Here is a 25,855-nt window from a genome sequence, read left to right on the forward strand (position 1 = left end):
TATGCCGAGGTATGTTGTTAATGGGCGTAAATACAACAGCATCGATGAAATGCCTGCCGCAGATCGCCAAGCCTATCAACAAGCGATGGATGCCCTCGCAGATCGTGATGGTTTTCCTAACCTCTTTGATAAAAATACTACCATCCAAACGTCCCATACAACCAATGTCAGCCAGCATCATGTGATCAATGGCAGCAGCGATCAGCTGAACGCAATGTTTGCTGATCGCGATGGTAATGGCATTCCCGACATTATGGAAGGAAACGCCGATCAATTTAATGAGCTATTTGCTGATCGTGATGGCAATGGCATTCCTGACATCATGCAAGAGCAAAGCAACGTGAGCAGCCAAAAAAAACCACCTTCCTCAAGCAGCTGGAACAATCCCACTCCAAGCGTTGATCCGCTGGCTGGTTCGCCATTACCATGGAATCAACCACAGCGAAGCAATGGCTTTTTGCTGGGTTTGGTCGTTGGCGGCGTGGTTATTGGCGCAGCCTTATTGGTATGGTACCTATTGCTGTAAGTGCACCAAGCATTATTCAATCAATTACCGCCGCACCAGATCGGGCACATCGAGCACGATTAGGGCATCTTGGTCGTCGGGGTTAGGGCTAGGCGCTCGCCTGTGGCAGGCTTAAACAGCCACACTTGGTCGGAGGAAGGGTCGAAATTGGCGCTAAAAACGAGCCATTGGTCATCGGGTGACCATTGCAACCCCGCAATATTGTAGGCATCAGCAAGCACAATCGTCGATTGCTCGCCTCGGCATCCATCAAATAGCTGCTCAGGGCGGGTCAGCGCACTAACCACGCCCGGGCCAGCATCGAGTAAGCCGATGGAGGGTACTATCGGCATCGATTGCATCAGGAATGGCAATGAGATTGCCGAGTTGGCGGTCAGAAGTAAGCCAGAAGAGACGGTAACGTGAAGGTGCATCGCTTTTGTTGGCAAAAACAACGATGGATGCTATTCCTGCGGCCCGCTAGCCAAGAGCTAACGCTCCCGATCCCGCTTTACCTGTTGCGCTTCATCCTTCATCCTTTATTTTCTCTCTCCGCTGCTGCGTTAAATGTGCTCCTTTTTTACTTTTGACTTTTGATTTCTGACCGATTCCCTGATTACTGACACCTAACTCCTGATCCTTCTACTCTGTTCTATGTTCTTTGTTCTCTTATTAGAACAGCATACCACTTGGGCGCACGAGGCTACGATCGATACTGGCCAAATTTGGGCGGCCACAGAGCGCCATCGAGCGTTGCAATTCGCGTTGCATAATCGTTAGTACATCGGCAACTCCAGCGCTACCAGCAACCGCCAAGCCCCACAACACAGGCCTCCCAAGCATAATTGCCTGCGCGCCGAGGGCCAAGGCTTTGAGCGCATCACTGCCGCGCCGAATACCACCATCGATATAAATTTCGCACGCACTGTCAGCTAAAGCGGTAGCAACTTCGGGCAAGGCCTCCAGCGTGGTCACTGTACCATCAATTTGGCGGCCACCATGATTTGAAACCACCACCGCCGCCGCGCCTGCTTGCGCCGCCAAGACTGCATCTTCAGCAGTCAAAATGCCTTTGATAATAATTGGCAAGCTGGTAACTGAACGTAACCATGCGATCGATTCCCACGTCAAGCCAGCATCAAACATATCGGCTTTGGGGTCGGGCAAGGCATTTGGGCCAGCGCGGCGATAGTTTTGGGCGGCAGGCACATCGCGAAAATTAGCCATACTCAGATGGGATGGCACGCCAAAACCGCTGCGCAACTCGCGCTCGCGTCGCCCAAGCCAAGGCCGATCAATTGTGAGCATCAAAGCTTGGTAGCCTGCGGCTTCAGCCCGCGCAATCAAACGCTCAGAAACGCTGCGATCGCGATAGACATACAATTGAAACCACAGCGGGCATTCGGCAGCAGCAGCCACTTCTTCCAGCGAACGCGTGGCCAAGGTGCTGACGGTAAATAACGAGCCAGCTTGGGCCACACCGCGCGCAGTTTCACATTCGCCCTCAGCATGGGCCAAGCCATGATAAGCCGATGGCGCGACGAGAATTGGTGAATCAAGTGGTTTGCCAAGGAGGATTGTTGCGGTCGAAACTTCGCGCACATCGACCAAAAAGCGCGGACGCAAGCGCACCTGCTCAAACGATTGCAGATTCGCTCGCAGCGTCACTTCATCCTCGCAACCGCCTGCATAATAATCGCAGGTTGGGCCTTCCAACAGCGTCATTGCCTGTTGCTCATACTCGTGGAGATTAATCGGCTTGCTCATAGCGATCCTTTCGCAGCCTGCAATAATCCAGTAGGCGTAGTTTAGCAGATGCTTAAGCCAATTTCAGCAACCCAATCCAAGCGTTAGCGCTGCGAGCGGATAAACAATAGCATTGGAATTGCAAGGATTGATAAGGTTAATATCGCTCCCGCAAAATCATAAGCGCGAATAAAACCAATATTATTATCAAGATTATCTTTATACAATGGTTTGATTATAATTGGAATAGTGCTAACTTCATTATTTTGCTTAAACAGGTACATATCAATATGAGTACTATTAAATTCTTGATTACAGTTAGGATAATTAGGAAAAGAATTTAGTGCTGGCATATACTTGAAATAAAACCGATAAAAATATCTATTATCGCTATAAATATAATTATTCTCGTCATCAGAAAGATCGGTATACAACGGATAAAAATTAAGATCAATGTCTTGGCTTTGAATTCCATTTGGAAACATTTTTATGCCTTCTGCTAATGGTTGATATTTTTCATTAGCAACTGTAATCATGGAATAGCAATAAAGGGTCGTTTTTTGATTAAAATTATAAAAGTCAATATGAAAGATAAATATCGCTAAAATAAATTTGATTAACAAGATATTTATTACCAACTTTTTAGTATGTAATTTATTTCTAAATATTGTAATCCAAATTATACTATACATAATTGATAGAAATATCAATCCAATAGCAATAATAGTAAAAGTTATTAATGTCACATTTATTGATTGAGTAAATCGCAGATCATAAAAATTAAAGTCATTAATATCAGCTTTGTAGCTAACATCAAATGATTGAGTATATGTTTTGGTGTTGGACATAATCTCTAATACAAAAGAATAGCTTTGGGGCACAAATGTATCTTGGCATTCAAGTGTTGTAGCAGGCTTGATGCGAAAAAAGTTTTCTAGATCGACAAACTTAACGTGGTTATTTTTTTGATTGAAATTGAAACTGAATTGGGTTAATGGATCATTCACTAAGGCAAATTGTAACGTGATTGGTTTGGTGGGTGCTGGTTCAATCGCCAGAATCCGATCAAGCAGCACTAAACGTTCACCTGTTGCCAGTCGGGTAGTGGGTGTATTTATCAGCGGACGAAAGCATGCAAGTTGCTGTGGTGGTTGCTGGCAACCAACGAACAAGAGCAACATTCCAATCCATCCTAAGCGTCGTAGCATAGCCTTGCTCCTTCTAAATGGTGATAGAAGCAGCATAGCAAGCCTAAATGGATGTTAAATGGCTTTAGTCGCTGAACCAACTGTGCAAAACCATGCCGATGATAATTACACCGATGCCAACCAAGGTTAGGTCACTTGGAGCGGGGCTGTTCAAGACTACAATTTCGCCAACCAAGGCGAAGACCACTTCACCTGCTTGGGTTGCTTCAACTGCCGCTAATTGACCTTGGTGATGCTGGGCCAAATCGGTAGCTTTGAAAAAGAGCACGGTGGCAATTACGCCCGCCAACAGCGCAACCAGCAACGATTGACCAAGTTGGCTTGCGCTTGGCCAACCAACCGTCGTTGCCGCCACGCCCGCTAGAATCAGCCAAAATGGCAAACTGGCAATCGTCATACCCAAAACGCGTTCGAAGGTTGCCAAGCGCTGGCCACAGAGCTGCATCATGGCCCGATTGCCAAGCGGATAGGCAAAGGCGGCAATCACGACTGGCATAAAGCCCAAAAGCACTTCGCGCCAGCCAATCGTAGCCGCATGTTGCAATTGAATCACCGCCACGCCCGCCAAAATCAAGCCTGAAATTGCCAAACTCCGCCAATGCCAGGCTGCTTGATTGGGGGCTGATTTGGCTTGGAGCAAGGGCGCAACTAACGCTCCAGCAATAATCGTAATCTGCCATGTGCTGGCAACTAGCCAAGCAGGAGCATATTTGGCAGCAAAACAGAGCGGCGCATAAAACAAGCCAAAGCCAATGCTGCTCCACCACATCCATTGCCACGGTTGTTGACGCAGCTCGTGCAGTACCAAGCCCAACTTACCGCGCCAAGCCACAATCGCCAACAGCGGAACCAGCATAAACAGATAACGCAGGCTCGCGCTCCACAGCCAATGGCCGCCAGCCAGCTCCATCAAGCGATTCAGCACAAAGGTCGAGGCAAAAAACAGCGAGGCCAACAAGCCCAAAAACAATGCGCGCATAGCCGTGATCCTATTTAATTGAGCAGCAGCATTGGCCAAGTATAGCACGGGGATTGCTTGGATTTATGGATTATTTATGGGTGGGCATCGCTTAACCTTCGCGCCCTTCGTGAACTTCGCGGTTGCTAATCCCCAATCCCCAAAACCCGAACCCCAGTCTCTCACGCAGTTGCCATAACTAACCAGCTATGCTATAATCGCGCGGTCAATTGATTGGCACGAAAAGAAACGGCGTGTGAAGCTTCACACGCTTGTTGTTTGTCCAGCGACCGTATCCGCTGTATGCCAATGAAATTTAGTTATTCAACCAGCGCCGAGAGATACGGCTCTACGCGTTAGAAATGCAAAGGCAGAGCAATGCAACAGGCTCCCGTCATTCACGAAATTGAAAACGAATATCTGCGCAAAGATGTGCCAGAATTCCGCGTTGGCGACACGGTTCGCGTTAGCGTCAAGGTTGTTGAAGGTACCCGCGAACGGATTCAAGACTTTGAAGGTGTCGTGATTCGCCGCCGCCGCATGGGTGTGAACGAAAACTTCACCGTGCGCCGGATTGCCTCACACGGTATTGGCGTTGAACGGACGTTCTTGCTGCACTCACCCCGCATCGACGGCGTGAAGCTGGTGCGGACTGGTAAAGTTCGCCAAGCTAACCTGTACTACCTGCGCGGTCGTACCGGTAAAGCCGCTCGGATCAAAGAACGCCGCGGTTAATCGTTTTCGTTATAGCTGCAAAACCCTGCGCGGGTGTGGGCCAAGCCTGCACTCGCGTTTGTATTTTTGGGAGCTTTGGCAATGCTGCAACGAATGCAACGCTTGGTTATTTGGGCCTTCGAGCGCTTTTATCACGAAGGCGCATTTAGCTACGATCTGGTAGCCTGGCTCATGTCGCAGGGCTATTGGAGCCAATGGGTCTTGGCGGCCTTGCCCGAAATTGCCGATCAACCATTGCTAGAGCTTGGTTGTGGCACAGGCTATGTGCAAAAAGCCCGCCAAACGCAATCTAGCTTAACTGTTGGCCTTGATGAATCACGCCAAATGCTGGCTTTGAGCCGTCGCCGTGCAGCCCAAGCCAATTTGGTGCGCGCAGTTGCCCAAGCCTTGCCCTACGCCGATGGCAGTTGGGCGGCAGTGCTTTCGACCTTTCCAGCGCCCTATTTATTTGATCGCCGAACTTTGGCCGAGATTCAGCGCGTGCTCACCGCTGACGGCAAACTGTATATTGTCGATGGTGGCAGCATTCCCAATGGCATCTATGCAATCGTAATTGGCTTGATCTATCGGATTGTGTTTGGGCGACAGACCAACCCCGATGTGCCAACTAGCCAACTCGACCCACGGATTCAGCGTTTGCACGAAGCAGGCTTTCGCGTCAGCAGTGGAATGAAGCAGGTTGGGCGCTCGCAAGTCCAACTATTTATCGCCGAAAAAGCCAACCAACCATTAATTAATTGATATGAGACTGGATCAGGGGCTGATACAACCCAGCCCTCGATCCTCAGACCCCAACAACCAAGCTATGACAATTGGAATTTACGAAGAACAACAACTTTGGAATAAGGGCGCGCAGCTCGTTGCAGGCGTTGATGAAGTTGGCCGTGGCTGCTGGGCTGGTCCTGTGGTGGCGGCGGCAGTGATGTTTCCCCAAACCTTGCTGCGCGATCCAACAGCTTTAGCAGGCATCAACGATTCCAAAACGCTGAGCGCCGAAGCCCGCCAAGCCATGGCCTTACGCATTCGCCACTTGGCCAGCGGGATTGGGCTGGGTGTGGTTTCAGCCCATCTCATTGATTTATTTGGAATTGCGGTTGCCACCAAATGGGCGATGATGCATGCAGTTTTGAGCCTACCAGCCTTGCCCGATGGCTTGGTAATTGATTGGGTTAAACTGCCAGAATTGCCTTTATTGCAACGCTCGCTGCCCAAAGGCGATTCAGTCAGCATTTCGGTGGCGGCGGCCTCGATTGTGGCCAAAGTCTATCGCGATAATTTGATGCACGAGTATGATCAGCGTGATGCTCGTTATGGCTGGGCAGCGCATAAAGGCTATGGCACGGCTCAACATCAACAAGCTTTGGTAGCGCACGGCCCAACCCAGCTGCATCGACGCTCGTTCAAGCCGCTTGCGGCCTTTGTTGATTGACAAAATCGTCAGAGAATGATACTAAACCATGGCTTTTATGGAGTGTTGCTATGCCCTCGCCATATTATGATCAGGGACGGCGTGATGCAGAAGAAGGCACGCTGAATCAATTGTTTTATCACACCTACCACGATTATAAGCGTGGCTACGACGAAATTGTCAATGGCCCACCGAAACCAAAGCCAAATTTCCTCTATTTTTTGATTCCGGCGCTGTTGTTGGTTGGGCTGGCTGGCGGTTGGTTTTTACGCGATCGCGGCGTTTTGAGTACCCAACCAACGCCGTTAGTTGTGATGGTAACGGTAACCCCAGTCACTGCTTCGCCAACCTTCCCGCCATTTGCAATTGCCACTCCAGCTCCGCCAACGCCAACCCAATTGGTGTTGGAAATTGGCGGCGAGGCGATTACACTCGAACAAGTGCGCATCCGGCCCGACCCAAGCATCCAAGGCGAACCGATTGGGGCGCTTGATCCAGGCGAAGTGATTACGATCGTCGATGGGCCACGCTCAGGCGATGATTACACCTGGTGGCTGATCGAATCGGCAATTGGTCAAGGCTGGGTCGCTGAAGATTTTATCCAAGCACGCTAAAGGAAGATCTATGACTGATCACGTTGTTCTTGATGAGTTAAATGGCCGCTACGGCGATTTTGGTGGGCGCTATGTGCCCGAAACCTTAGTCGCAGCAATTGAGGAACTAACCGAGGCGTTCTTACGGATTCGGACTGACCCTGAGTTTCAAGCCGAATTGGCGCATTTGCACCGCACCTACACGGGCCGCCCAACCGCGCTGACTTTTGCACGGCGCTTAACCGAAGAGCTTGGCGGAGCACAAATTTGGCTCAAACGCGAAGATCTGACCCACACTGGTGCGCATAAAATCAACAATGCGCTTGGTCAAGGCCTTTTAGCTAAACGCATGGGCAAGCAACGAATTATTGCCGAAACGGGTGCAGGCCAACACGGCGTGGCGACGGCAGCAGTTTGTGCCTTGCTTGGGCTGCAATGTGTGGTCTATATGGGCACCGAAGATATGGAGCGCCAAAAGCCCAACGTCTTTCGCATGCGCTTGCTAGGCGCCGATGTGCGCGGCGTGAACACTGGGGCCAAAACGCTCAAAGATGCAGTTAACGAAGCCATGCGCGATTGGGTCAGCAACCCAGATTCGTACTATTTGCTTGGCTCGGCGCTTGGCCCCCACCCCTATCCGCTGATGGTGCGCGAATTTCAAAGCATCATTGGTATCGAAGCCCGCGAGCAAATTTTAGCAGCAACTGGCAAACTCCCAGATACGATTATCGCTTGTGTTGGCGGCGGCTCCAATGCGATTGGCATATTCCACCCCTTTATCAACGACGAAAATGTTGATCTGCGTGGGGTTGAAGCAGGTGGCCATGGCATTAAGCCAGGTCGCCATGCAGCGCGGTTTGCTGGCGGGCGCTTGGGCGTTTTCCAAGGCACACGCTCCTATGTATTGCAAAATAGCGATGGCCAAATTGCCAATACCCATAGCATTTCTGCTGGCCTCGATTATGCTGCTGTAGGCCCAGAACACGCTTGGCTCCACGACGAAGAACGGGCTTTCTATACCTATGCCACCGACGAAGAAGCGTTAAACGGTTTTCAATTGCTCTGCCGCACCGAGGGCATTATTCCAGCCTTGGAATCGTCGCATGCGATTGCTGAAGCTGTACGCTTAGCTCCAACCATGAGCAAAGAAAGCATCATTTTGGTTAATCTGTCGGGACGGGGCGATAAAGATATTTTCACCGTTGCAGATGTCTTGGGAGTGCAAATGTAGCGTAACGGCTTCTGATGAGGCCAGTGTGTAAGGAGTAGTTATGGCTCAAGCATGTGTGGTTTGTCGCGCGGCGCTGGCCGATGGCTCGGTCTATTGTTCCGAATGTGGCTCGCGCCAACCAGAAACCGGGCAATCGACCCAAGCCCTTGGCAGTGGCGTTTTTGGCTCGCAGCCCTTGCCAACTAGCAATACAAGCGATGATTCGCCGTATGCGCCACGGCGTAGCGGCACTCAACCATTAAACGATCCACCAACCCAAGTGGTCAATTTGCCAAATTACCAAAACCCTGGCCCGACCAGCAATCTCGGTGGTTTTGGCAAAGAGCCATCAACCCAACCCAATTTTGCCTTGCCGCAATATCCGCCCAATAACCAAGCGAATTATCAACAACCGAATTACCAACCACCAGTTGCCAAACCAAACAAAACAGGCCGCTGGTTGATTGGCGGTGGTTTGGCATTGGTATTGGTGGCGGGCGGCGCTGGCGCATATTTCCTTGCAAATAAAGATTCGAATGGTGGCAATAGTGGCAATCTGGCCAGTGCGCCAACTTGGACGCCGTTGCCAACCAATTTGGCCAAGCCAACCGAGGAAACCGCTGCTAATCCCCAAGTTGAAGCAACCGCCACCAGCGAGCCAACCCAAGCCAGTGGCAATGCGACCACTGAGCCAATCCCAACCAACGAATCAAGCGATTTACCAACCCAAGCGGCTGGTGGCAGCGTGCCAACCGATCTCAACGGCAGCCTGTTTTATCTCGAAAACTTTAACTTGGTGCGTCAAACCTTGAATGATGGCGTGGTCTTGCCCTTCGATCTTGGCGACTACAACTACTACAGCGATCTTTTGCGCTGGTCGCCTGATGGCAAAACGATGGCTTTTTATGTGCGTGACGGGGCCAAAACAACCATTTATCTCGCCAATGGCGATGGCTCAAACGTGCGCAGCGCCATGGAATTGCAAAATGTTTCACCCCAAAGTTTGAACTGGGCACCAGATAGCAGCAAATTTGCCTTCGTCACCAGCGACATCGATTTTGAAACCAAGGACGACCAAAATATTTATGTTTATGATGTTGCGAACAATAGCGAAAAGCAATTGACAACCGCTGGCATGATCGATTTCGATCCATTAAGCTGGGCACCAGATAGTCAAACGCTCATGTTTATGACTGGCGCAGATGCAATTGAACTGAATACGATCAAGGCTGATGGCAGCGATCAAACTAAAATCGCTACCGTCTATACCGCCGATGCTTGGTGGAACAAAGATAGCAAGATCATTTACGACGATTTTTGTGATCCTGGCACGTTTGATCGGGGAGTTTGTTTGCTTGACCCAGCTACAGGCGAGGTAGAAACCTTACAAAAGGTTGGCGATTTTTATCTCAGCGGCATTTCACCCGATGCCCAGTGGTATATGCTCGATAACTATAGCGATGGCTCGTTGCTGATTATCAATGCAGATACTGGCGATAAAGAATTGGTTGCACCACCAAGCAGTGCCGACTCCTACGAAGTGCGCGTTTGGGGCAAATGGTCGCCCGATGGACGCTATGTTACCTACGAGGCAATTGGCAAAGGCTCGTTTATCTATGAAATTGGCTCTGGCAAAGCCCCAGCCCCCTTTGTGAATGGCTCAATTGTGGAGTGGCTACCGTAAAAGTATGAAGGATGAGGGATGAAGGATGAACCGCTGGCTAGTGGCTTTTGGCTCTAGCCAGCGGAGTGGATGCCGTAAAAAGATGAAGAAGTTTTTAACCACGAAGGACACGAAGAACGCAAAGCTTAGTTAAATTATTTCTTGGTATCCACAGATATTCCAAGTTTCCAACTAACCCAACATTCGTGCTCTTTGTGTCCTTCGTGGTTAAAAAATCTTAGACCCCTGCGAATTAACGCAACCCAAGTTGCTGATAGGCGCGCAACAAGGTGGCATTGGCAACTTCGGCGGCGCGCTCGGCTCCACGCTTGAGAATCCCATCAAGCTCAGCGGGGTCAGCGGTTAGCTCGTTGTAGCGTTGTTGCAACGGCTCCAAGGTTGCCAGCACCACATCAGCGACTGCGCCTTTGAGCTTGCCATAGCCTTGGCCCTCGAACTCAGCCTCGATAGTCGCTTTATCCTTGCCCGTCAAGGCTTGATAAATACCCAACAGGTTATGCACCCCAGGGCGCTTCTCGTCGAATTTGATGTCGCTGCCAGAATCAGTAACCGCTCGCATAATCGCTTTGCGCGTCGCCTTTAAATCGCCCAGCAAGGGAATCGAATGATTGGCGGCTTTGTTGCTCTTGCTCATCTTTTGGTTCGGCTCATCCAAGCCCATTACCCGCGCAGCCACAGGCCGAATCAGCGGCTCGGGAATTACAAAGGTCTCGCCATAAAGATGATTGAAGCGCTCGGCAATATCGCGGGTTAGCTCAATGTGCTGGCGTTGATCATCGCCGACGGGCACGATTTGGGTATCGTAAAGCAAAATATCGGCAGCCATCAGCGTTGGATAATTGAGCAAACCAGCGGCAACAGTTTCTTGCTTTTGCGATTTATCCTTGAATTGGGTCATGCGATTCAACCAGCCCAAGGGCGTTTGGCAATTTAAAATCCAGCCAAGCTCAACGTGGGCGGGCACATACGATTGCACAAAGATTGTCGCATGCTCCAAGCTAATACCTGCTGCAAGATAGAGTGCAGCTAAATCACGCACGTTTTTGCGCAACTCTGCTGGATCTTGGGGCACGGTAATCGCATGCAAATCGACGATACAAAAGAAATTATCGTATTGGTTTTGCTCTTGCACCCAAGTATGAATCGCGCCCAAATAATTGCCAAGGTGCAAATTGCCCGATGGTTGAATGCCAGAAAAGACCCGTGGTAAGGCAGCCATGATCATCCTCCGCTAAACTAAAACAAGGCCGTCTCTCGATCCACATACGGGACGAGAGACGGCTTGATTCTCGCGGTACCACCCGAATTCGCAACTCAATAGTTACGCGCTCGTAGCCCGCTAACGGAGGCAATCACGGCTCAGCCTACTACCGGGCAGCAACCCAGATTCGGTGAGCAACTCAGCGGCCCATTCAGCAAAGTCAGCTTGATTATCCTCGCAGCCAAGGGATAACTCTCTGGACAAGTGCGCTTTTGCTTACTCTTCCGCGTCAACGTCGTTTTCAATTTGTGGCGCTTATTGTATTCAGCAGCAGCATGCTTGTCAATCAGTCGAAGGATTGAGCGAGAGGTCAGGATTCAGGGGCTAGTTTGAAACCACGAAGAACGCGAAGAGCACGAAGGTTAAGTTTTTTGATCCACGAAGGACACGAAGCGCACGAAGGCTTTTTAGTCACAGATTCCCACAGATTGTTGTGATTAGGTTCTTACCTTCCCAAAGCCTATAGCCTATAGCCTCAATTGTTTAGCCACGAATTGCACGAATGAAGATCTTTTAGCCACAGATTGCACAAATTTGTTGGATGATGTTCCTACAATCCCAAAGTCAATAGCCCTTCATCCCTCATCCTTCATCCTTTTATCGCGCTGCACCGCTGCGTTAAAATCCTCGCCCTAATTTCTGACTTTTGCTTTCTGACTTCTGACTTTTGCTTTTCTTGGGTTATGTTCTATGCTCTTTGCTCTATGTTCTATCGTCCCAGTCCCTAACAACCAACCCCCAAAATCTATCTGCTTATGTGCAATCGGTCATAAGGCGGGGATAGCAAACCTGTTTCAATGGTAGAATATTGAGCAGATGCTTCCAACTGGAAAGGGATTTCATGGCGCTTTCGAATAGTGAGTTTGTGGTTGAACGATCGTGGAAGATCAATCGTTCAACGCCAGTACGCTGGGTTTGGTCGCATGCGCGGCGCAATCTTTGGTGGATTATCGGGCTGTTTATCGGGGCGTTTGGCAACGCATTATTTGCCGCGCAAGTGCCGATCGTCACTGGCCAAGCCTTCGAGGCTGTTAAAGCTGGCGATAAAGACGGCTTGTGGTGGGCGGCGTTGCTGATTGTTGGCGGGCAATTCTTGCGGGCGTTTGTGCAGCTCTTGCGCAATTTCTCCTCAGAAGTAATTGGCCAACGGCTCGAACGCGATGTGCGCGATGAACTCTACACCAGTTTATTGGGCAAAAGCATGGCCTTTCACGATAGCCAACCAACTGGCGATGTGATGGCCCGCGCCACCAACGATGTGCGCGAAATGAACCTGATGCTCAATCCTGGGGTCAATTTGGTGGTTGGCTCAGCGATGTTCTTAATTATGCCGCTAATCGCCTCGCCGCACCCGCAACTGCTGGTTGTGCCGATTCTCTATTTGGTCTTTTATGGATTGTTGGTTTGGCACTATTTACGCCAACTCAAGCCCGTAACCACCGCTGTGCGCGGCAGTTTTGGCGAATTGAACGCCACCTTGGCCGAAGCAATCGACGGCGTGGAAACCGTCAAAGCCACCGCCCAAGAAGAACGCGAACGCACCCGTTTTCGGGCTGCGGTCACGAAATGGCGCAATGCGTTTGTTGCCCAAGGTAATGTGGAAGCGGTCTTTTTGCCAGTGCTGTTGCTGGGCTTGGGCCAAGGCTTAGGCTTTATCCATAGCCTGATTCTTTTCCGCAACGGTCTGATTAGCGTTGGCGATGTAGTTTCGTTCAATGGCTTATTGTTGCTCTTTGGCTTCCCCACCTTTACCGCCCAATTTGCCTACTCGCAGCTTTCGAGCGGCCTTGCTGGCGGGCGACGGATTTTGGAATTAATTACCACTGAAACTGAGTTAGACGAAAATGCCCAAGGCTACGCCGAGCCAATGCGCGGCGAAATTGTCTTTGAAAACGTGGCGTTTGGCTATCACAGCGATGTTGATGCAATTCAAAATGTGAGTTTTCGGATCGAGCCGGGCCAAACCGTAGCCTTAGTTGGCCAAACTGGCGCTGGCAAAACTACGCTGACCAAGCTGCTCAACCGCACCTACGATGCCCGATCTGGCCGAATTTTGATCGATGGCGTTGATCTGCGCGATTGGAATTTAGCAGCCTTGCGCCGCCAAATCTCAATCATCGAGCAAGATATTTTCCTCTTTTCGCGCTCAATCGCCGATAACATTGGCTTTGGCGTGCCCAACGCCACCCGCAAGCAAATTATCGAAGCCGCTAAGGCTGCCCAGGCCCACGATTTTATTGGGCGCTTGGCCGAAGGCTACGATACGATTATTGGCGAGCGCGGCGTGACGCTTTCTGGTGGGCAACGCCAACGTTTAGCCTTAGCGCGAGCATTTTTGACCGATCCGACAATTTTGGTGCTTGATGATTCGACCAGCGCGATCGATAGCGCGACCGAAGATCGAATTCAACAAGCGATTGAACAAGCCTCGCAAGATCGCACCACAATTTTGATTACCCATCGGCTTTCGCAAATTCGCTGGGCCGACCTGATCATCGTGATTCGCAAAGGCACAATTAGCGCCGTTGGCACCCACGAAGATCTCATGCAGCAATCCGAAGCCTATCGGGCAATCTTCGTTGAAAAATCAAAAGGCAGAAGTCAAAAGGCAAAACTATGATCAGCCTATTTTAATTTTTTGGCCTTTGATTTTCAATATTAAAAGCCAGAAGCCAAATATTTAACCCTTGGTAAAGAACCAAAGTGGTGTTCTAGCCAAATAAACCTATTTTGATTTTTGACCTTTGACTTTTGACTTTCAAAAGGGTGCTTATGTTTGCAGGATTAGATACCGAAAATTATGATCGCCAGTATGGCGACCGCGAATTAATGGGGCGGATGCTGAGCTATTTTCGGGCGCATCGGCGCACCGCATTATGGACAGTGCTGCTGATCTGTGGTTTGGGCTTGCTCAACACCGTGCCGCCATTTTTGGTGGCCCAAGCAGTGCAACGGATTGGCGAGGCCAACCCAGATTGGAATATTATCTGGTTGCTGGCCAGTGGCGGGGTCGTATTTGGCGTACTGCAATGGGCCATGGGCTGGGTGCGCCAACGCCTAACCGCCAAAATCGTGGCCGATGTGATTAGCGCCTTGCGCAACGATGCGTTTAATGCAGCCATCAGCCATGATCTTTCGTTCTTCGATGATCTGCGTTCTGGCCGAATTATCAGCCGCATCACCTCGGATACCCAAGAGTTTGCCCAAGTTTCCCGCCTAATCATCGAAATTGTTAGCCAGGTGTTGACCGTCATCGCCTTGCTGATTTATTTGCTCAGCGTTTCGGTGCCGCTCAGTTTGGGCATTATCGGCTTTACGCCAATCGTGATTGGTTTAGCTTTGGGCTTCCGACGCTTGGCCCGCTTCGTTACGCGCAAAGGTTTTCAGGTCTTGGGCGAGGTCAATAGCTCAATTCAAGAGGCCGTAACTGGGATTAGCATTGCCAAAAATTTTCGCCAAGAAGCCCGCATTTACGGCGAATTCAGCGAGATCAACCAGCAATCATATGGGGTTAACCTGCGGCGCGGTTTTGTGCTCTCGAATGTGTTTCCAACCCTGAATGTCGTTTCGGGCTTTGGCACGGCGGCGCTGATTTATTGGGGCGGTTTGTCGGTTATTGATCTCTCGATTAGCTTGGCTGCTTGGTATGTTTTTGTGCGTTCGGTTGACCTTTTTTGGTTTCCTTTGCTGAATATTTCGGCCTTTTGGAGCCAATTTCAGGCTGGCTTGGCCGCTGCCGAGCGGATTTTTGCCTTGATTGATGCAGAGCATAGCGTCAAACAAACCGATCAGCAGACCACCGAGCGTTTGCGCGGCGAAATTGTGTTTGATCATGTGGAATTTCGTTATGGCCGCAAAGAGCCAGTGCTCAATGATTTTAGCCTCACAATTGCACCAGGCGAAAGCATTGCCTTGGTTGGGCATACTGGCGCTGGCAAATCGAGCATCGCCAAGTTAATTACTCGCTTTTACGAGTTTCAGGCTGGCAAAATCACGGTCGATGGCCACGATATTCGCTCGCTCGATTTGCACAGCTATCGCCAACAATTGGGGATTGTGACTCAAACTCCATTTTTGTTTGATGGCACGGTTGCCGACAACATTCGCTATGCAGCGCCACATCTGAGCGATGCAGAGCTTGAAGCGGTGGCGACCCAAATTGGTGGCGGCGAATGGCTCGAAACCCTGCCCCAAGGCTTGCAATCGCAAGTTGGCGAGCGCGGCAACAAACTTTCGCTTGGCCAGCGCCAATTGGTGGCCTTGACGCGGGTTTTGGCGGCACAACCAGCAATCTTTATTTTAGATGAAGCTACGGCGAGCATCGACCCATTTACTGAAACCCAAATTCAGCAAGCGATGGATCTGATTCTCTCGCGCTCGACCGCGATTCTGATTGCTCACCGACTTTCGACTGTGCGCTCAGCCGACCGCATTATTGTGCTCAACCAAGGCCAAATCATCGAAGAAGGCAGCCATGAGCAACTGATGGATCAGGGCGGGCATTACGCCGATTTATACGATACCTACTTCCGCCATCAATCGTTGAGCTACATCGAATCACGGGGCGCAGCCCGAAGCGTTTAGCACATATTTTATGCTTAACACTGCCAATAGTAGCAAGAGCGTGCTACAATTTCATAGGTATCTAGGAGGCTATGCTATGGCTTTAGATGAAGCACAACATTCACCATCAAGTAGCACGTTGGTAGCAGAATTGGCAAATTACGGCATCGACGAAACGGTTCGCAACGCCTTAGCGAGCATGGTCGATACAGCTCCAGGCGCGATGCTCTATCGCTTTAATCCGGCTTATTTGGCCGAAGAAGTTGGGCTCTCGCGCCGCGCGGGCTTGCAAATGATGGCAGCAGCGGTGCAGGTTGGGCTATTCGACCTGAATTGGGAAGCGCGCTGTATTTATTGTGGCTACCAAGCCCATGCCTTCGATAAATTGACCCAAGCGCATTCAAAACAATATTGCGCAATGTGCCGCGACGATTTCCAAGCCAAGCTCGATGATGGCATCCATGTGACCTTCTCAGTGGCTGAACGGGTGCGCAGTTTGCCAGCAGGCATCGATAATGAAGCATGGCGCGAAGCCACCGACCACCGTTTGGGCGTAACGACTTCGCATGAATTGCTAACGGTGCAGGCCTTCCGCGATTTATTTATCGACGAGCCATTGCCCGACGGCGAGAGCTTTCAGATCAAATGGGCGGCCTTGATGTTCACCGATCTTGGCGGCTCGACCGCCTTGTATGCCCGTAAAGGCGATCCACGGGCCTATAGTTTGGTGCGCGAACACTTCAACATCTTATTTAATGTGGTCAATCAAGCAGGTGGTGCAGTCGTCAAAACCATTGGCGATGCAATTATGGCAGTGTTTGTTGATGGTGCGGCGGCGGTCAAGGCTGGCCAAAATGCCTTGGCGGCAATCGAAGCCTTTAACCGCGAGCGCCAACTAGCCGATGATGAACGTTTAACGCTCAAAGTTGGCGTCCATGCAGGCCCAACACTTGCCGTCACGCTCAATGATCGGCTTGATTACTTTGGTACGACCGTCAATGCAGCAGCGCGGGTACAATCAAGCGCCAACTATGCAGAGTTAGTAGTAACCCAGCAAGTGCTCGAAGCGCCAGGCGTGGCTGAAATCTTGCCCGCTGATTTGGCCAACGAAACCCTGATTTTGCGTGGGCTTGATGATCTGCCATTTAGCGTTGTGCGGCTCCAGCATACCAATTAAAAGTAGATTATTGTTAGGCAACCCTTCTCATTTAACTGAGAAGGGTTTGTTATTTAAAAGCCAAAATCCCCCATACGAGTGAGGTTTTTGTATATCACATGGCGTATACTTTTTGGCAAAGGATGCAGCATCACCCATTCTAGCAATCCTCAACCCCGAGAGAGAAGCATCCACGCTATCAACCTACCCAACGGGAGAGCATATGGCTACCCCAATTATTCTGGTGAAGTACAACCAGCTTCTTCAGGTTGCCCAGCGGTTCCAAACCAAAGCTGAAATGGTGCTCACGCTGCGCCAGCAGCTTCAAAGCACGGTGATCCAACTTCAACATGGTTGGAGTGGCACAGCGGCGACAAGCTTTTTCCATGGATATCAAACAGAGGTTGAACCAGCGTTTGAGCGCTTACGCGAAGCGCTTGAAACCGCCCGCGATGTTGCCATCGCAATTCACACAGGCATGCGGAATGCCGAAGAGGCTGCGGCGGCGCTCTTCAGAGCCAATTTTGATGGTGGGATCGACATCGCTGCCGCAGCCTTAGGTGCAGGCTTCGATACACTTTTTAACTTACGCACAACTCCGCCTGCACCACGTTTAGGCGCCGCAAAACTACCAGGTGGGCCAGTATTCGATGCTGCTGGCAACATAATTCGTTTCGACTTAACCCTCGCTGAATTTGAAATGCTCACCGCCCCTGAACGCATTCAATGGGTCGAAGCCTTAGAAAGAAAAATAGATTCTCCAAATTCTTTTCATAACATTCAAGATATTATTGCGTTTTTCGATGAATCATCGGCGCTTGGGCATATGGGTCCAGGCACATGGGCTTCGTGGGCCGATGCAGGGGTTTTAGAAGCAATTCAAAATGGCTATGAATTACATAAATCAAAAGGTATTATCCCTCCAGGGTTTAACGATTGTGCTGGGGCAGCATTTGCATGGAAAGAGTTCTTTTTGCATCAATCTAAGGGTTTAGCAGAAGAAAAACTCATCCCATATTGGGCAATGGCTGAACAAATGGGGGTAAATTATGGCTCAGATGCAGCAAACTTACGGGCTGGTGTTCCTGTTCCTGGCACAGCTGCAGGCGATCTTATCCCACAATTCGTAGCCTATGGCAATCTATACCGCTTTATTGCCCGCAATGAGGGAGGTGGAGATGTGTTTGTTAATCGCTATAGCTCACGAATTGGTCAGGACATTGGTGGAACTATTGCCCAAGAAGGAACCCAATTTACCACAACAATCAGCGATTTTATTATTGATAGCTATGTTGGGAAGGATTTGCCAGTTAAAGAGATCTTGAATGCTATATGGTTACCAAACGTAACCCCAATAGGTAAAGAGATAGGAGGAGAAGCAGCAGATTTTGTTGTTCCTGATCAAACAGGCTCATGGTTCTTTGATCCAAAAAATGTGATTGGAATCGATATGTATACCGATTCTAGAACACCCCCGTTATCTTTTCCCAAACAACCGCCCCATATGCCACTCTTTCCCCCAGCAGGCATACCAACTGAACCATGGAATGTTGTCATGACGCATGGCAATACCTATTATATGTCCAAAGCAGTTGAATATGGGCTTATTCCAACTCTGCCACATATCAAGATTGATCCTAGTGGTGAAGTTCAATTGGATAATGGAACGATTATTAAGGTAAATGGGGATGCACGGTTAGTTGATGGCACGATTATTAGGGCAGATGGAACTGTTACAACTGCTACAGGTCGATTGATTTCAGCAGCGGGAACCCGCATGAATCCAGATGGATCATATACATTAAGTGATGGAACAAGTGCCAAATGAAACGACTTTTTATCCTTTCAGCTTTTTTATTAACCATTATTGGATGCACGAAGGCAATTCCTATGACTCACATTTCTACAACGCCCATTACACCCACTCAATTAGCGGTTCCCGCAGGAAGCTATTCTGGTCTTGCATGGCTTGATCAAGGTTTAGTTCTTCAGGCAAGCACCCTTCAACCTCCCGAATTAGAACAACTTTGGTGGATCAATCTGGAATCGGGCTCAACGACCAGACTTGCGATCCCTGAAGATAAGCAATTTCAATACACCGATTATTACCTGCCCCAACGCCTTCCCAACGGCCTGTTAGGCTTTCGCACCAAGCAGTCAAATCCAAATCTTAAAACTGGGGCAGCTGATAGTGAGTTTGGATTATGGCAATTTGATCCGACCACGAATGCGCTTACGCCGCTCTTGCAGCCTGCCATGCCTCAAGATCTCAGTCAACATCTTCGTTTCAGTCTTGCCCCCGACATGCAGCGTGCCATCCTCTCCGATGGCGGTTATCTCCAGTCGCGGCTTTTTTGGTGGTCTGCTGACACTGGCCACGAGCCACTTGATGTGGGCCTTGGCATCTGTCAATACGTCGCTTGGTCGCCTGATGGCGCAACCATTGCCCTGATCGGTTCACCTGATACTGCTGGCTCCTTCGGAGCCTTATGGAACGTCCGATCAAATCTGTATCTTATGGATAGCGATGGTTCGAATCGACGCGAAATTGGCACGAAGCTACGCGGTATTGCTGGGTTGCAGTGGTCACCTGATGGTCGCTGGCTGGTCGTCATTGGCTACTTCGATGGCTTCGATAATCAGCTTTGGTTGGTCAATCCTACCACTGCGGAATGGCGGCAACTCACCAATACTGTTGGCGACTATCAATGGCCTGCGTGGTCGCCCGATGGCACACAGATCGCTGTGATTTGGCGGAAACCAGCTGAGTTTGCACCCAATGATTATGTAATAACCGTCGATGTTTCAGGCTTCGTGAAGTGACAACCAACTAGCAGCGCGGCGTGTGCGACACGACCTGCTATCAGAGAGCGGAGAAGAGCGATGATGCGATTCATAAGAAAGTTGATTGCGCTCTGGTGGATGGCGCTGATGCTCATTTCCTGTAGGAATACTTCAGCGTCCACAACTCCCATACACACCGCAACCATTAGCTAAGCCAACGGAAAACCTCGGTGATTATAGTGGGCTGGCTTGGCTTGATCAGGGCATCGTTAGAGACTGTACAATAGCGTGTGTATTCGGCTTCCACCACCCAGCATGCGCATTTCTAGTATATGCTTGGAAGGGGATACCATGCCACGCACAAAATACAAACCAGCCACAACGCCAGCACCAGCGACCGCCGACTAACCAGCCCTATCCACGCCGCTCCATCCCTCCATGCCGTTGGTTGAGCGCGTGCAACAGGAATTGGCGACAGCCATCTCGCTCAAGGATTTCTTCGGCAAAGAAGGGATTTTGCCAGCCTGTTCGCGACCATCATGGATCAGGCAAAGCCTGACCTATGTGGGGTGGAATGACCGTGCAGCGTTGGGAGCGAGCGTGGGAGGATCTGGCGACGATGTTCGACTATCTGCCCGATATTCGGCAGCTGATCTACACCTCCAATGCCGTTGAGGGGTATAACCGCCAGCTGCGCAAGGTGACGAAAACCAAGGGTCATTCCCGACGGTGGCGTCGGTGCAGAAACTGTTGTACCTTGTCAACCGCGATATAACCGCAAAATGGTCACGTCGCCGAGCTGGGCACGCATTCGCAACCAATTGGCCATTCGTTAACGGACGCTTTCCGGAGTAATGGGGCGAAATCCATAAACTACTTGATAGTTCCATCTGTCGAAAAAACTTAACCTTCGCGTGCTTCGCGGTTTCTAGCTTCTTGTTCTTCGTGTCCTTTGTGGATCAAACCCTGATCCGTCGATCACAATGGTATAATTCAAGCTAGGAGGTTGTACCCATGAATGGATTTATGATTGGCTTGACCCTCACAATGATCGTTGGTGGCTTAATCTTGATTGTCGGGCCAATTTATTTGCGCCGCCGTTGGGATAACGAGACCCAGCGCAATTGGGAGCATGACGAATTTGATCGCAAGGTCAAGCGCTATAACGACGATATTGCCAATCGCCAGCGCGATTACGATATTGTGAATGTGCTAAGTGGGCGCGAAACGCCAACCGTGGTTGATCGCTATCGTGATAAAGATTAAGCTGGATTGAGCGCTGCGTGATTGATTTTCAACAGGTACGCTATTTTTATCCCCAAGCCACAAGTGCAGCGCTTGATCGTTGTACGTTGCAGATCGCCGAAGGCGAATTTGTGCTGGTATGTGGCGCGTCGGGCAGCGGCAAATCAAGCTTGCTGCGGGCAATTAATGGCCTGATTCCTCATTTTCATGGCGGCACATGGCAAGGCCAATTAACCGTTTGTGGCCGCGATACCCGCCACTATACGCCGCGCGATTTGGCTGAATACGTTGGCTTTGTCTTTCAAGACCCCGATGCCCAATTTGTGGTCGATATTGTCGAGGATGAATTGGCGTTTGCCATGGAAAATGCTGGCTTAACCCAAGCAACTATGCGCCGCCGCATTGAAGAAGCACTCGATCAGCTTGAAATTGCTCATTTGCGCCATCGCTCCTTGGCCAGTCTCTCTGGTGGCGAGCGCCAACGGGTCGCCATTGCCGCCGCATTAACCGTGCAGCCGCAGATTTTAGTTCTCGATGAACCAACCTCACAGCTTGACCCCCACACTGCAGAAGAAGTGCTGACCGCCTTGCAAAAGCTCAACGCCGATTTGGGCCTGACGATCGTGCTTTCCGAGCATCGCTTAGAGCGGGTGGTGCAATATGTCGATCGGATTGTGTGGATGCATGCTGGCAAGATTGCGCTGGCTGATGTGCCGCGCACCGTTCTAGCCCAGATGCCGTTTGCCCCGCCGTTGGTCGAAGTTGCCCGCCATTTCAACTGGCAACCATTGCCATTAACCATCAAACAAGGCCGCGCTGCCGTGCGCCAACAGCCAATTAATGCGCAACCAAAACAACCAACAACCCCAACGTTGGGCGCTGAATTATTACGCGCCGAAGCCATAGATGCCGCTTATGCCGAACAACCAGCCTTGCGGGATGTCAACCTGCGCTTGCATGCTGGCGAAATTCTGGCAATTATGGGCCGCAATGGTTCGGGCAAAACCACCTTGTTGCGCCATTTGGTCGGCTTGCAGCAACCAACCAAAGGCCGCGTGTTGTTGCAGCAACAGCCAATTGCCAATCGTGCGGTTGAGCAGCTTGCCCAGCAGATTGGCTTTGTGCCGCAAAACCCCAGCGACATCTTGTTTCACCCTAGTTTAGAGCAAGAGCTTGCGTGGACACTTAAAAATCATGATCAGGCAATTGATCAAAGCCAAATTGTACAAACCTTGCAACGCTTGAATTTGCTGCATCTACGCGAGCGCCACCCACGCGATCTGTCTGGTGGCGAGGCTCAGCGAGCAGCATTTGCCGCGATTGTGGTTGCCAAACCACAAATTCTCTTGCTCGATGAGCCAACTAGAGGCTTGGATTACGCCGCCAAACAGCAGCTCGCTACGTTTTTGCAAGCTTTGGCCAGCGAGCAGCATGGGATTATCGTTGTAACTCACGATGTCGAATTTGTGGCGCTCTGTGCGCAGCGGGTGGTTTTGCTGGGCGAGGGCGAAGTCGTGGTAGAGGGTACGCCGCAAGTGGTGTTGGGTGATTCGCTGCTATTTTCGACCCAAGTTGGCAAATTGTTTCCCAAACTTGGCTGGCTAAGCGTTGCCGATGTGTTGGCTGGCACCCAATAACAAGCCCGCTAGCTTTATCAAACAGCGGGCTTGGCAAACATTCAATTAGCTTTGATTAACTTTGGCCTTGAGCGCAGCCAATTCGGCTTCGAGCGAGGTTTCTTGCTCCAAATCGCGGAATTTATTTTCCAGCGAATTGCTCTCCAATTTGGCCATTGCCTCAGCTTTGTACAAACGATCGTCGATTCGTTCTTCCATCGCGCCTAAGCGATCGCCTAATTCGCCTGAGCCTTGCATATTTTGCAGTGCCCTGGTGGCGGCTTCTTGCGACGTGGCGCGGCTGGTTTTGGCTTTGATCAAATCGCGTTTGGCGCGGGCCTCACCAATTTGCTGTTCCAAGCGGGCAATTGCATTGCGAAAATCCTTAACTTGCGCGCTTTGGGTTTCCGATTGGGTTGCATATTCGCTGGCAGCGGCGCTAAAGTGGCGCTTGCGTTCCAAGGCTGCACGGGCCAACTGTTCGTCGTTGCGTTCGAGGGCATTGGTGGCTTTGCGTTCCCAATCATCAGCTTGTTTGCGATTTTCGTCGCGCTTTTGCTCCATGCGGGTTGCTTGGGCCATGGCCATAGCAGTTGCCCGTTTGGCCTCACCATATTGAGCTTCAAGTTGGCGAATATATTCATCGGCCATGGTCACCGGGTTCTCGGCCCGATCAAACAAGGCATGCAACCAAGCGCGTACAATCGTTTTGATGCGTGTCCACATTGTGTAATGCTCCTACTGACTACTGTTGCATAGTACGTGTCACTGCTCAGAATGTTGCTTAAGCATACCGTATCTGCAAGAGCAAATGCAAGGATGCACCATTGCATTGTGCTCGTTGGCATCTATAATGCTTATACATGCCTCAGTTACAATCGCTTGCTAAAGGAGTTGAACTATGGCCGACAAGGAAAAAAAGGGTTTTTTTGGTAATTTGGCTGATCAGATGAAGGATGCGATTGACCAAAGTCGCGAACGTGCTGAAGCCGAAGCTAAGCCCGCCGCACCTGCGCCAGGGAATGTAATTGGTCAAATCCGTGAGCGTTTGAATGATCTGCACGAGAAGCAAGAAGATGCAGCTTCATCGTCTGTCTCTAGTGCGATGAATGCAATTAAAGAGGCGCAAGAGGCCCGCGAAAAGGCCGATGCCCAAACCGCCGCTACCAGCAACGCGCTTGCCGAGGCAGTGCGCAAAGCTCAAGAAACTGCCAAGGCCGAAGAAGCCGCCAAAGCTGAAGCAGCTAAAGCTGAAGCCGCCAAGGCCGAAGCAGCTGCTAAAGCCGAAGCAGCTGCCAAAGCTGAACAACGCTATACCGTCCAAGGTGGCGATACCTTGGGCAAAATCTCAGGCCGCTTTTATGGCGATCCAGCCCAATGGCGCCGCATTTATGAGGCCAACAAGGCAATTATCGGCAATAACCCTGATGTGATTAGCGTCGGCCAAGAGTTTATTATCCCCGATGCTAGCACCCCGCTGCCAGCCCAACGAACTTATACGGTGCGCTCTGGCGATACGATGCGTGCCATTGCCCAACGCTTCTATGGCGATGAAATGCAGTGGAAACGCATTTATCAAGCCAATCGCGACCGCATTCCCAACCCCGATGTGATTCACGTTGGCCAAGAATTTATCATCCCCGAATAAACTATAATTTGCTGCGTGGATGCTGGTTATTGCTGGCATCCACGCAGTAAAAGAGCATAGAACAAAGAACATAGAAGTTTTTTAGCCACGAATTACACGAATTGCACGAAAGATTTTATGGTTTAGCCACAGATTGGCACAGATTATAGGGATTATAATCGTGCCAGCCCAGAGCCACCAGCCAATAACCATCGTTTCTCTGCGCCTCTGCGTTAAATTTTTCGCCACGAATTACACGAAAGATTTTATGGTCTAGCCACAGATTGACACAGATTTGCTGGATTATCCTTTCTATAGCCAAAAGCCTATAACCTATAGCCTAATACCTGTGTTCTATGTTCTTATTTTGACTTCATCCTTCATGCCTCATCCTTCATCCTTTATAATGCTCGTAGCGATTCTTTCAGCGAGAGCATACAAACCTTCATGCATATTCTTCACGTGTATAAAGATTATTTTCCGGTGCTCGGTGGGATGGAAAACCATATTCGGGTGGTTGCCGAGGGCTTGGCCGAGCGCGGCCATCAAGTTACGGTGGCGGTCAGCAATACCTATCCTAAAACCGAGATTGAGCGCCGCAATGGCGTGGCAGTGATCAAAGCAGCCCAATGGTTGCGCAAAGCCTCAACCCCAATTAGCCCAATGAGCCTGCCGCTAAGTTGGCGCGTGCCTGCCGATATTATCCATTTGCACCATCCCTTCCCACCTGGCGATCTGCTCTATTGGCTGCGGCGGGGCAAGGCCAAATTGGTCATTACCTATCAGAGCGATATTGTGCGCCAACGCCGTTTATTGCAACTCTATCGGCCATTGCTAACCCGCACCTTGAACGCCGCCGATCGGATTATTGCCGCTAGCCCGCAGTATATTCAGACTTCGCCATGGCTGGCACCGCACGCTGCCAAATGTCGAGTTATTCCGCTGAGCGTCGATAGCGAGCGCTTTAATCAACTTGATCATGCGTCAATCCAAGCCTTGCGTGCGCAGGTTGACGCGCCCATGCTGTTGTTCGTTGGGCGTTTTCGCCACTACAAAGGCTTGCACTATCTGCTTGAGGCCATGCCAAAAATTCCTCATGCCAAGTTATTTTTGGTTGGCATTGGCCCCGAAGAGCCAAGGCTACGCGATTTGGCGCAACGCTTGGGGATTAGCGAACGTATTGTATGGGCTGGCGAAGTCCCGGATGAAGCCTTACCAAATTACTATGCCGCTGCCGATGTATTTGTGCTACCATCCCATTTACGAGCAGAAGCATTTGGAATTGTGCAACTCGAAGCCTTAGCTGCTGGCATTCCAATCGTCAGCACTGAATTGGGCACCGGCACAAGCTTTGTCAACACCCATGGCGAAACTGGGTTTGTTGTGCCACCAGCCGATCCTGCGGCGCTTGCCCGCGCGATCACTGTGCTGTTGGAGAATCCAGGCTTGCGCGCGCAATTTGGGGCCAATGGCCGCCAACGAGCAAGCAGCACCTTCAGTCCGCAGCGCATGCTCGATCAGATTGAAGCACTCTATAACGAGATTGTGAGTTAGGT

Annotated in this window: 23 protein-coding genes and 1 other annotated feature; of the genes, 17 read left to right on the forward strand and 6 right to left on the reverse strand. The window is 50.4% G+C overall.

Annotation, left to right across the window (positions count from 1 at the left end; all coding sequences use genetic code 11):
• Position 1: 1 nt before the first annotated feature.
• The gene (locus tag SE18_RS22965) at positions 2–526 is read left to right on the forward strand and encodes a hypothetical protein (protein WP_054536807.1); all 525 of its coding nucleotides are present in this window, start codon (positions 2–4) and stop codon (positions 524–526) included.
• A gap of 59 nt (positions 527–585) precedes the next feature.
• Here the strand turns inward: SE18_RS22965 and SE18_RS22970 are convergent, their stop codons facing one another.
• The 4 genes from SE18_RS22970 to SE18_RS22985 form a co-directional block, all read right to left on the reverse strand.
• Complete coding sequence (locus SE18_RS22970) at positions 586–939, reverse strand: hypothetical protein (protein WP_152976726.1); 354 nt, start codon at positions 937–939, stop codon at positions 586–588.
• 238 nt (positions 940–1,177) lie between these two features.
• A complete protein-coding gene (locus SE18_RS22975) occupies positions 1,178–2,272 on the reverse strand; it encodes an alpha-hydroxy acid oxidase (RefSeq protein WP_054536809.1) in 1,095 nt (364 codons plus the stop codon).
• 83 nt (positions 2,273–2,355) lie between these two features.
• Positions 2,356–3,459 (reverse strand): hypothetical protein, encoded by a 1,104-nt coding sequence (locus SE18_RS22980; RefSeq protein WP_054536810.1) that lies wholly within the window; start codon positions 3,457–3,459, stop codon positions 2,356–2,358.
• Between the two features lie 64 nt (positions 3,460–3,523).
• On the reverse strand, positions 3,524–4,438 hold the full coding sequence (locus tag SE18_RS22985) for a DMT family transporter (RefSeq protein WP_054536811.1): 915 nt from the start codon (positions 4,436–4,438) through the stop codon (positions 3,524–3,526).
• Between the two features lie 357 nt (positions 4,439–4,795).
• Between SE18_RS22985 and rplS the strand changes: the two genes are divergently transcribed.
• From rplS to SE18_RS23015, 6 genes are all read left to right on the forward strand, one after another.
• Positions 4,796–5,152 carry a 50S ribosomal protein L19 gene (rplS, locus tag SE18_RS22990; RefSeq protein ID WP_012187786.1) on the forward strand — a complete coding sequence of 119 codons (357 nt, stop codon included), beginning with the start codon at positions 4,796–4,798 and terminating at the stop codon, positions 5,150–5,152.
• A gap of 81 nt (positions 5,153–5,233) precedes the next feature.
• Positions 5,234–5,893, forward strand: coding sequence for a class I SAM-dependent methyltransferase (locus SE18_RS22995; protein ID WP_054536812.1), 660 nt, complete (start codon positions 5,234–5,236; stop codon positions 5,891–5,893).
• 64 nt (positions 5,894–5,957) lie between these two features.
• Entirely contained in the window at positions 5,958–6,581 is a 624-nt protein-coding gene (locus tag SE18_RS23000) for a ribonuclease HII (protein ID WP_054536813.1), read from the forward strand.
• A gap of 50 nt (positions 6,582–6,631) precedes the next feature.
• Positions 6,632–7,174 carry an SH3 domain-containing protein gene (locus SE18_RS23005; RefSeq protein ID WP_054536814.1) on the forward strand — a complete coding sequence of 181 codons (543 nt, stop codon included), beginning with the start codon at positions 6,632–6,634 and terminating at the stop codon, positions 7,172–7,174.
• A gap of 10 nt (positions 7,175–7,184) precedes the next feature.
• Positions 7,185–8,384 (forward strand): tryptophan synthase subunit beta, encoded by a 1,200-nt coding sequence (gene trpB / locus SE18_RS23010; protein WP_054536815.1) that lies wholly within the window; start codon positions 7,185–7,187, stop codon positions 8,382–8,384.
• A gap of 40 nt (positions 8,385–8,424) precedes the next feature.
• Entirely contained in the window at positions 8,425–10,047 is a 1,623-nt protein-coding gene (locus tag SE18_RS23015; RefSeq protein WP_054536816.1) for a PD40 domain-containing protein, read from the forward strand.
• 232 nt (positions 10,048–10,279) lie between these two features.
• Here the strand turns inward: SE18_RS23015 and trpS are convergent, their stop codons facing one another.
• Entirely contained in the window at positions 10,280–11,266 is a 987-nt protein-coding gene (gene trpS / locus SE18_RS23020) for a tryptophan--tRNA ligase (RefSeq protein ID WP_054536817.1), read from the reverse strand.
• 44 nt (positions 11,267–11,310) lie between these two features.
• Positions 11,311–11,550 (reverse strand) — a binding site (T-box leader).
• Positions 11,551–12,149: 599 nt separating this feature from the next.
• On the opposite strand from trpS, the gene SE18_RS23025 reads away from it, so the two are divergent.
• From SE18_RS23025 to SE18_RS23055, 8 genes are all read left to right on the forward strand, one after another.
• A complete protein-coding gene (locus SE18_RS23025; protein WP_054536818.1) occupies positions 12,150–13,928 on the forward strand; it encodes an ABC transporter ATP-binding protein in 1,779 nt (592 codons plus the stop codon).
• Positions 13,929–14,080: 152 nt separating this feature from the next.
• Positions 14,081–15,892, forward strand: coding sequence for an ABC transporter ATP-binding protein (locus SE18_RS23030; protein ID WP_054536819.1), 1,812 nt, complete (start codon positions 14,081–14,083; stop codon positions 15,890–15,892).
• A gap of 76 nt (positions 15,893–15,968) precedes the next feature.
• Complete coding sequence (locus SE18_RS23035; protein WP_054536820.1) at positions 15,969–17,048, forward strand: adenylate/guanylate cyclase domain-containing protein; 1,080 nt, start codon at positions 15,969–15,971, stop codon at positions 17,046–17,048.
• 202 nt (positions 17,049–17,250) lie between these two features.
• Complete coding sequence (locus tag SE18_RS23040) at positions 17,251–18,855, forward strand: WXG100 family type VII secretion target (protein ID WP_054536821.1); 1,605 nt, start codon at positions 17,251–17,253, stop codon at positions 18,853–18,855.
• A gap of 62 nt (positions 18,856–18,917) precedes the next feature.
• Positions 18,918–19,850, forward strand: a complete 933-nt coding sequence (locus SE18_RS23045) for a TolB family protein (RefSeq protein WP_160319541.1) — start codon at positions 18,918–18,920, stop codon at positions 19,848–19,850.
• A gap of 535 nt (positions 19,851–20,385) precedes the next feature.
• A complete protein-coding gene (locus SE18_RS28385) occupies positions 20,386–20,586 on the forward strand; it encodes a transposase (RefSeq protein ID WP_201783526.1) in 201 nt (66 codons plus the stop codon).
• Between the two features lie 239 nt (positions 20,587–20,825).
• Positions 20,826–21,077: a hypothetical protein gene (locus SE18_RS23050; protein ID WP_054536823.1), complete on the forward strand. Its 252-nt coding sequence runs from the start codon at positions 20,826–20,828 to the stop codon at positions 21,075–21,077.
• Positions 21,078–21,094: 17 nt separating this feature from the next.
• Entirely contained in the window at positions 21,095–22,693 is a 1,599-nt protein-coding gene (locus tag SE18_RS23055) for an ABC transporter ATP-binding protein (RefSeq protein ID WP_054536824.1), read from the forward strand.
• A 45-nt stretch (positions 22,694–22,738) separates the two neighbouring features.
• Here SE18_RS23055 and SE18_RS23060 read toward each other — a convergent pair whose 3' ends face one another.
• The gene (locus SE18_RS23060) at positions 22,739–23,398 is read right to left on the reverse strand and encodes a PspA/IM30 family protein (protein WP_054536825.1); all 660 of its coding nucleotides are present in this window, start codon (positions 23,396–23,398) and stop codon (positions 22,739–22,741) included.
• A 175-nt stretch (positions 23,399–23,573) separates the two neighbouring features.
• On the opposite strand from SE18_RS23060, the gene SE18_RS26970 reads away from it, so the two are divergent.
• Together SE18_RS26970 and SE18_RS23070 are read left to right on the forward strand one after the other, a co-directional pair.
• Positions 23,574–24,320: a LysM peptidoglycan-binding domain-containing protein gene (locus SE18_RS26970; RefSeq protein WP_201783527.1), complete on the forward strand. Its 747-nt coding sequence runs from the start codon at positions 23,574–23,576 to the stop codon at positions 24,318–24,320.
• A 426-nt stretch (positions 24,321–24,746) separates the two neighbouring features.
• On the forward strand, positions 24,747–25,853 hold the full coding sequence (locus SE18_RS23070) for a glycosyltransferase (protein WP_054536826.1): 1,107 nt from the start codon (positions 24,747–24,749) through the stop codon (positions 25,851–25,853).
• Positions 25,854–25,855 lie beyond the last annotated feature (2 nt).

Origin of the sequence: Herpetosiphon geysericola, from assembly GCF_001306135.1 — a bacterium.
GTDB classification, from domain to species: Bacteria; Chloroflexota; Chloroflexia; order Chloroflexales; family Herpetosiphonaceae; genus Herpetosiphon; species Herpetosiphon geysericola.

What these genes read in the sequence shown, in the direction of transcription:
- SE18_RS22965 (WP_054536807.1), top strand. Translation starts at nt 2, where the DNA reads ATGCCGAGGTATGTTGTTAATGGGCGTAAATACAACAGCATCGATGAA.
- SE18_RS22970 (WP_152976726.1), bottom strand. Translation starts at nt 939, where the DNA reads ATGCACCTTCACGTTACCGTCTCTTCTGGCTTACTTCTGACCGCCAAC.
- SE18_RS22975 (WP_054536809.1), bottom strand. Translation starts at nt 2,272, where the DNA reads ATGAGCAAGCCGATTAATCTCCACGAGTATGAGCAACAGGCAATGACG.
- SE18_RS22980 (WP_054536810.1), bottom strand. Translation starts at nt 3,459, where the DNA reads ATGCTACGACGCTTAGGATGGATTGGAATGTTGCTCTTGTTCGTTGGT.
- SE18_RS22985 (WP_054536811.1), bottom strand. Translation starts at nt 4,438, where the DNA reads ATGCGCGCATTGTTTTTGGGCTTGTTGGCCTCGCTGTTTTTTGCCTCG.
- rplS (WP_012187786.1), top strand. Translation starts at nt 4,796, where the DNA reads ATGCAACAGGCTCCCGTCATTCACGAAATTGAAAACGAATATCTGCGC.
- SE18_RS22995 (WP_054536812.1), top strand. Translation starts at nt 5,234, where the DNA reads ATGCTGCAACGAATGCAACGCTTGGTTATTTGGGCCTTCGAGCGCTTT.
- SE18_RS23000 (WP_054536813.1), top strand. Translation starts at nt 5,958, where the DNA reads ATGACAATTGGAATTTACGAAGAACAACAACTTTGGAATAAGGGCGCG.
- SE18_RS23005 (WP_054536814.1), top strand. Translation starts at nt 6,632, where the DNA reads ATGCCCTCGCCATATTATGATCAGGGACGGCGTGATGCAGAAGAAGGC.
- trpB (WP_054536815.1), top strand. Translation starts at nt 7,185, where the DNA reads ATGACTGATCACGTTGTTCTTGATGAGTTAAATGGCCGCTACGGCGAT.
- SE18_RS23015 (WP_054536816.1), top strand. Translation starts at nt 8,425, where the DNA reads ATGGCTCAAGCATGTGTGGTTTGTCGCGCGGCGCTGGCCGATGGCTCG.
- trpS (WP_054536817.1), bottom strand. Translation starts at nt 11,266, where the DNA reads ATGGCTGCCTTACCACGGGTCTTTTCTGGCATTCAACCATCGGGCAAT.
- SE18_RS23025 (WP_054536818.1), top strand. Translation starts at nt 12,150, where the DNA reads ATGGCGCTTTCGAATAGTGAGTTTGTGGTTGAACGATCGTGGAAGATC.
- SE18_RS23030 (WP_054536819.1), top strand. Translation starts at nt 14,081, where the DNA reads ATGTTTGCAGGATTAGATACCGAAAATTATGATCGCCAGTATGGCGAC.
- SE18_RS23035 (WP_054536820.1), top strand. Translation starts at nt 15,969, where the DNA reads ATGGCTTTAGATGAAGCACAACATTCACCATCAAGTAGCACGTTGGTA.
- SE18_RS23040 (WP_054536821.1), top strand. Translation starts at nt 17,251, where the DNA reads ATGGCTACCCCAATTATTCTGGTGAAGTACAACCAGCTTCTTCAGGTT.
- SE18_RS23045 (WP_160319541.1), top strand. Translation starts at nt 18,918, where the DNA reads ATGACTCACATTTCTACAACGCCCATTACACCCACTCAATTAGCGGTT.
- SE18_RS28385 (WP_201783526.1), top strand. Translation starts at nt 20,386, where the DNA reads ATGACCGTGCAGCGTTGGGAGCGAGCGTGGGAGGATCTGGCGACGATG.
- SE18_RS23050 (WP_054536823.1), top strand. Translation starts at nt 20,826, where the DNA reads ATGAATGGATTTATGATTGGCTTGACCCTCACAATGATCGTTGGTGGC.
- SE18_RS23060 (WP_054536825.1), bottom strand. Translation starts at nt 23,398, where the DNA reads ATGTGGACACGCATCAAAACGATTGTACGCGCTTGGTTGCATGCCTTG.
- SE18_RS26970 (WP_201783527.1), top strand. Translation starts at nt 23,574, where the DNA reads ATGGCCGACAAGGAAAAAAAGGGTTTTTTTGGTAATTTGGCTGATCAG.
- SE18_RS23070 (WP_054536826.1), top strand. Translation starts at nt 24,747, where the DNA reads ATGCATATTCTTCACGTGTATAAAGATTATTTTCCGGTGCTCGGTGGG.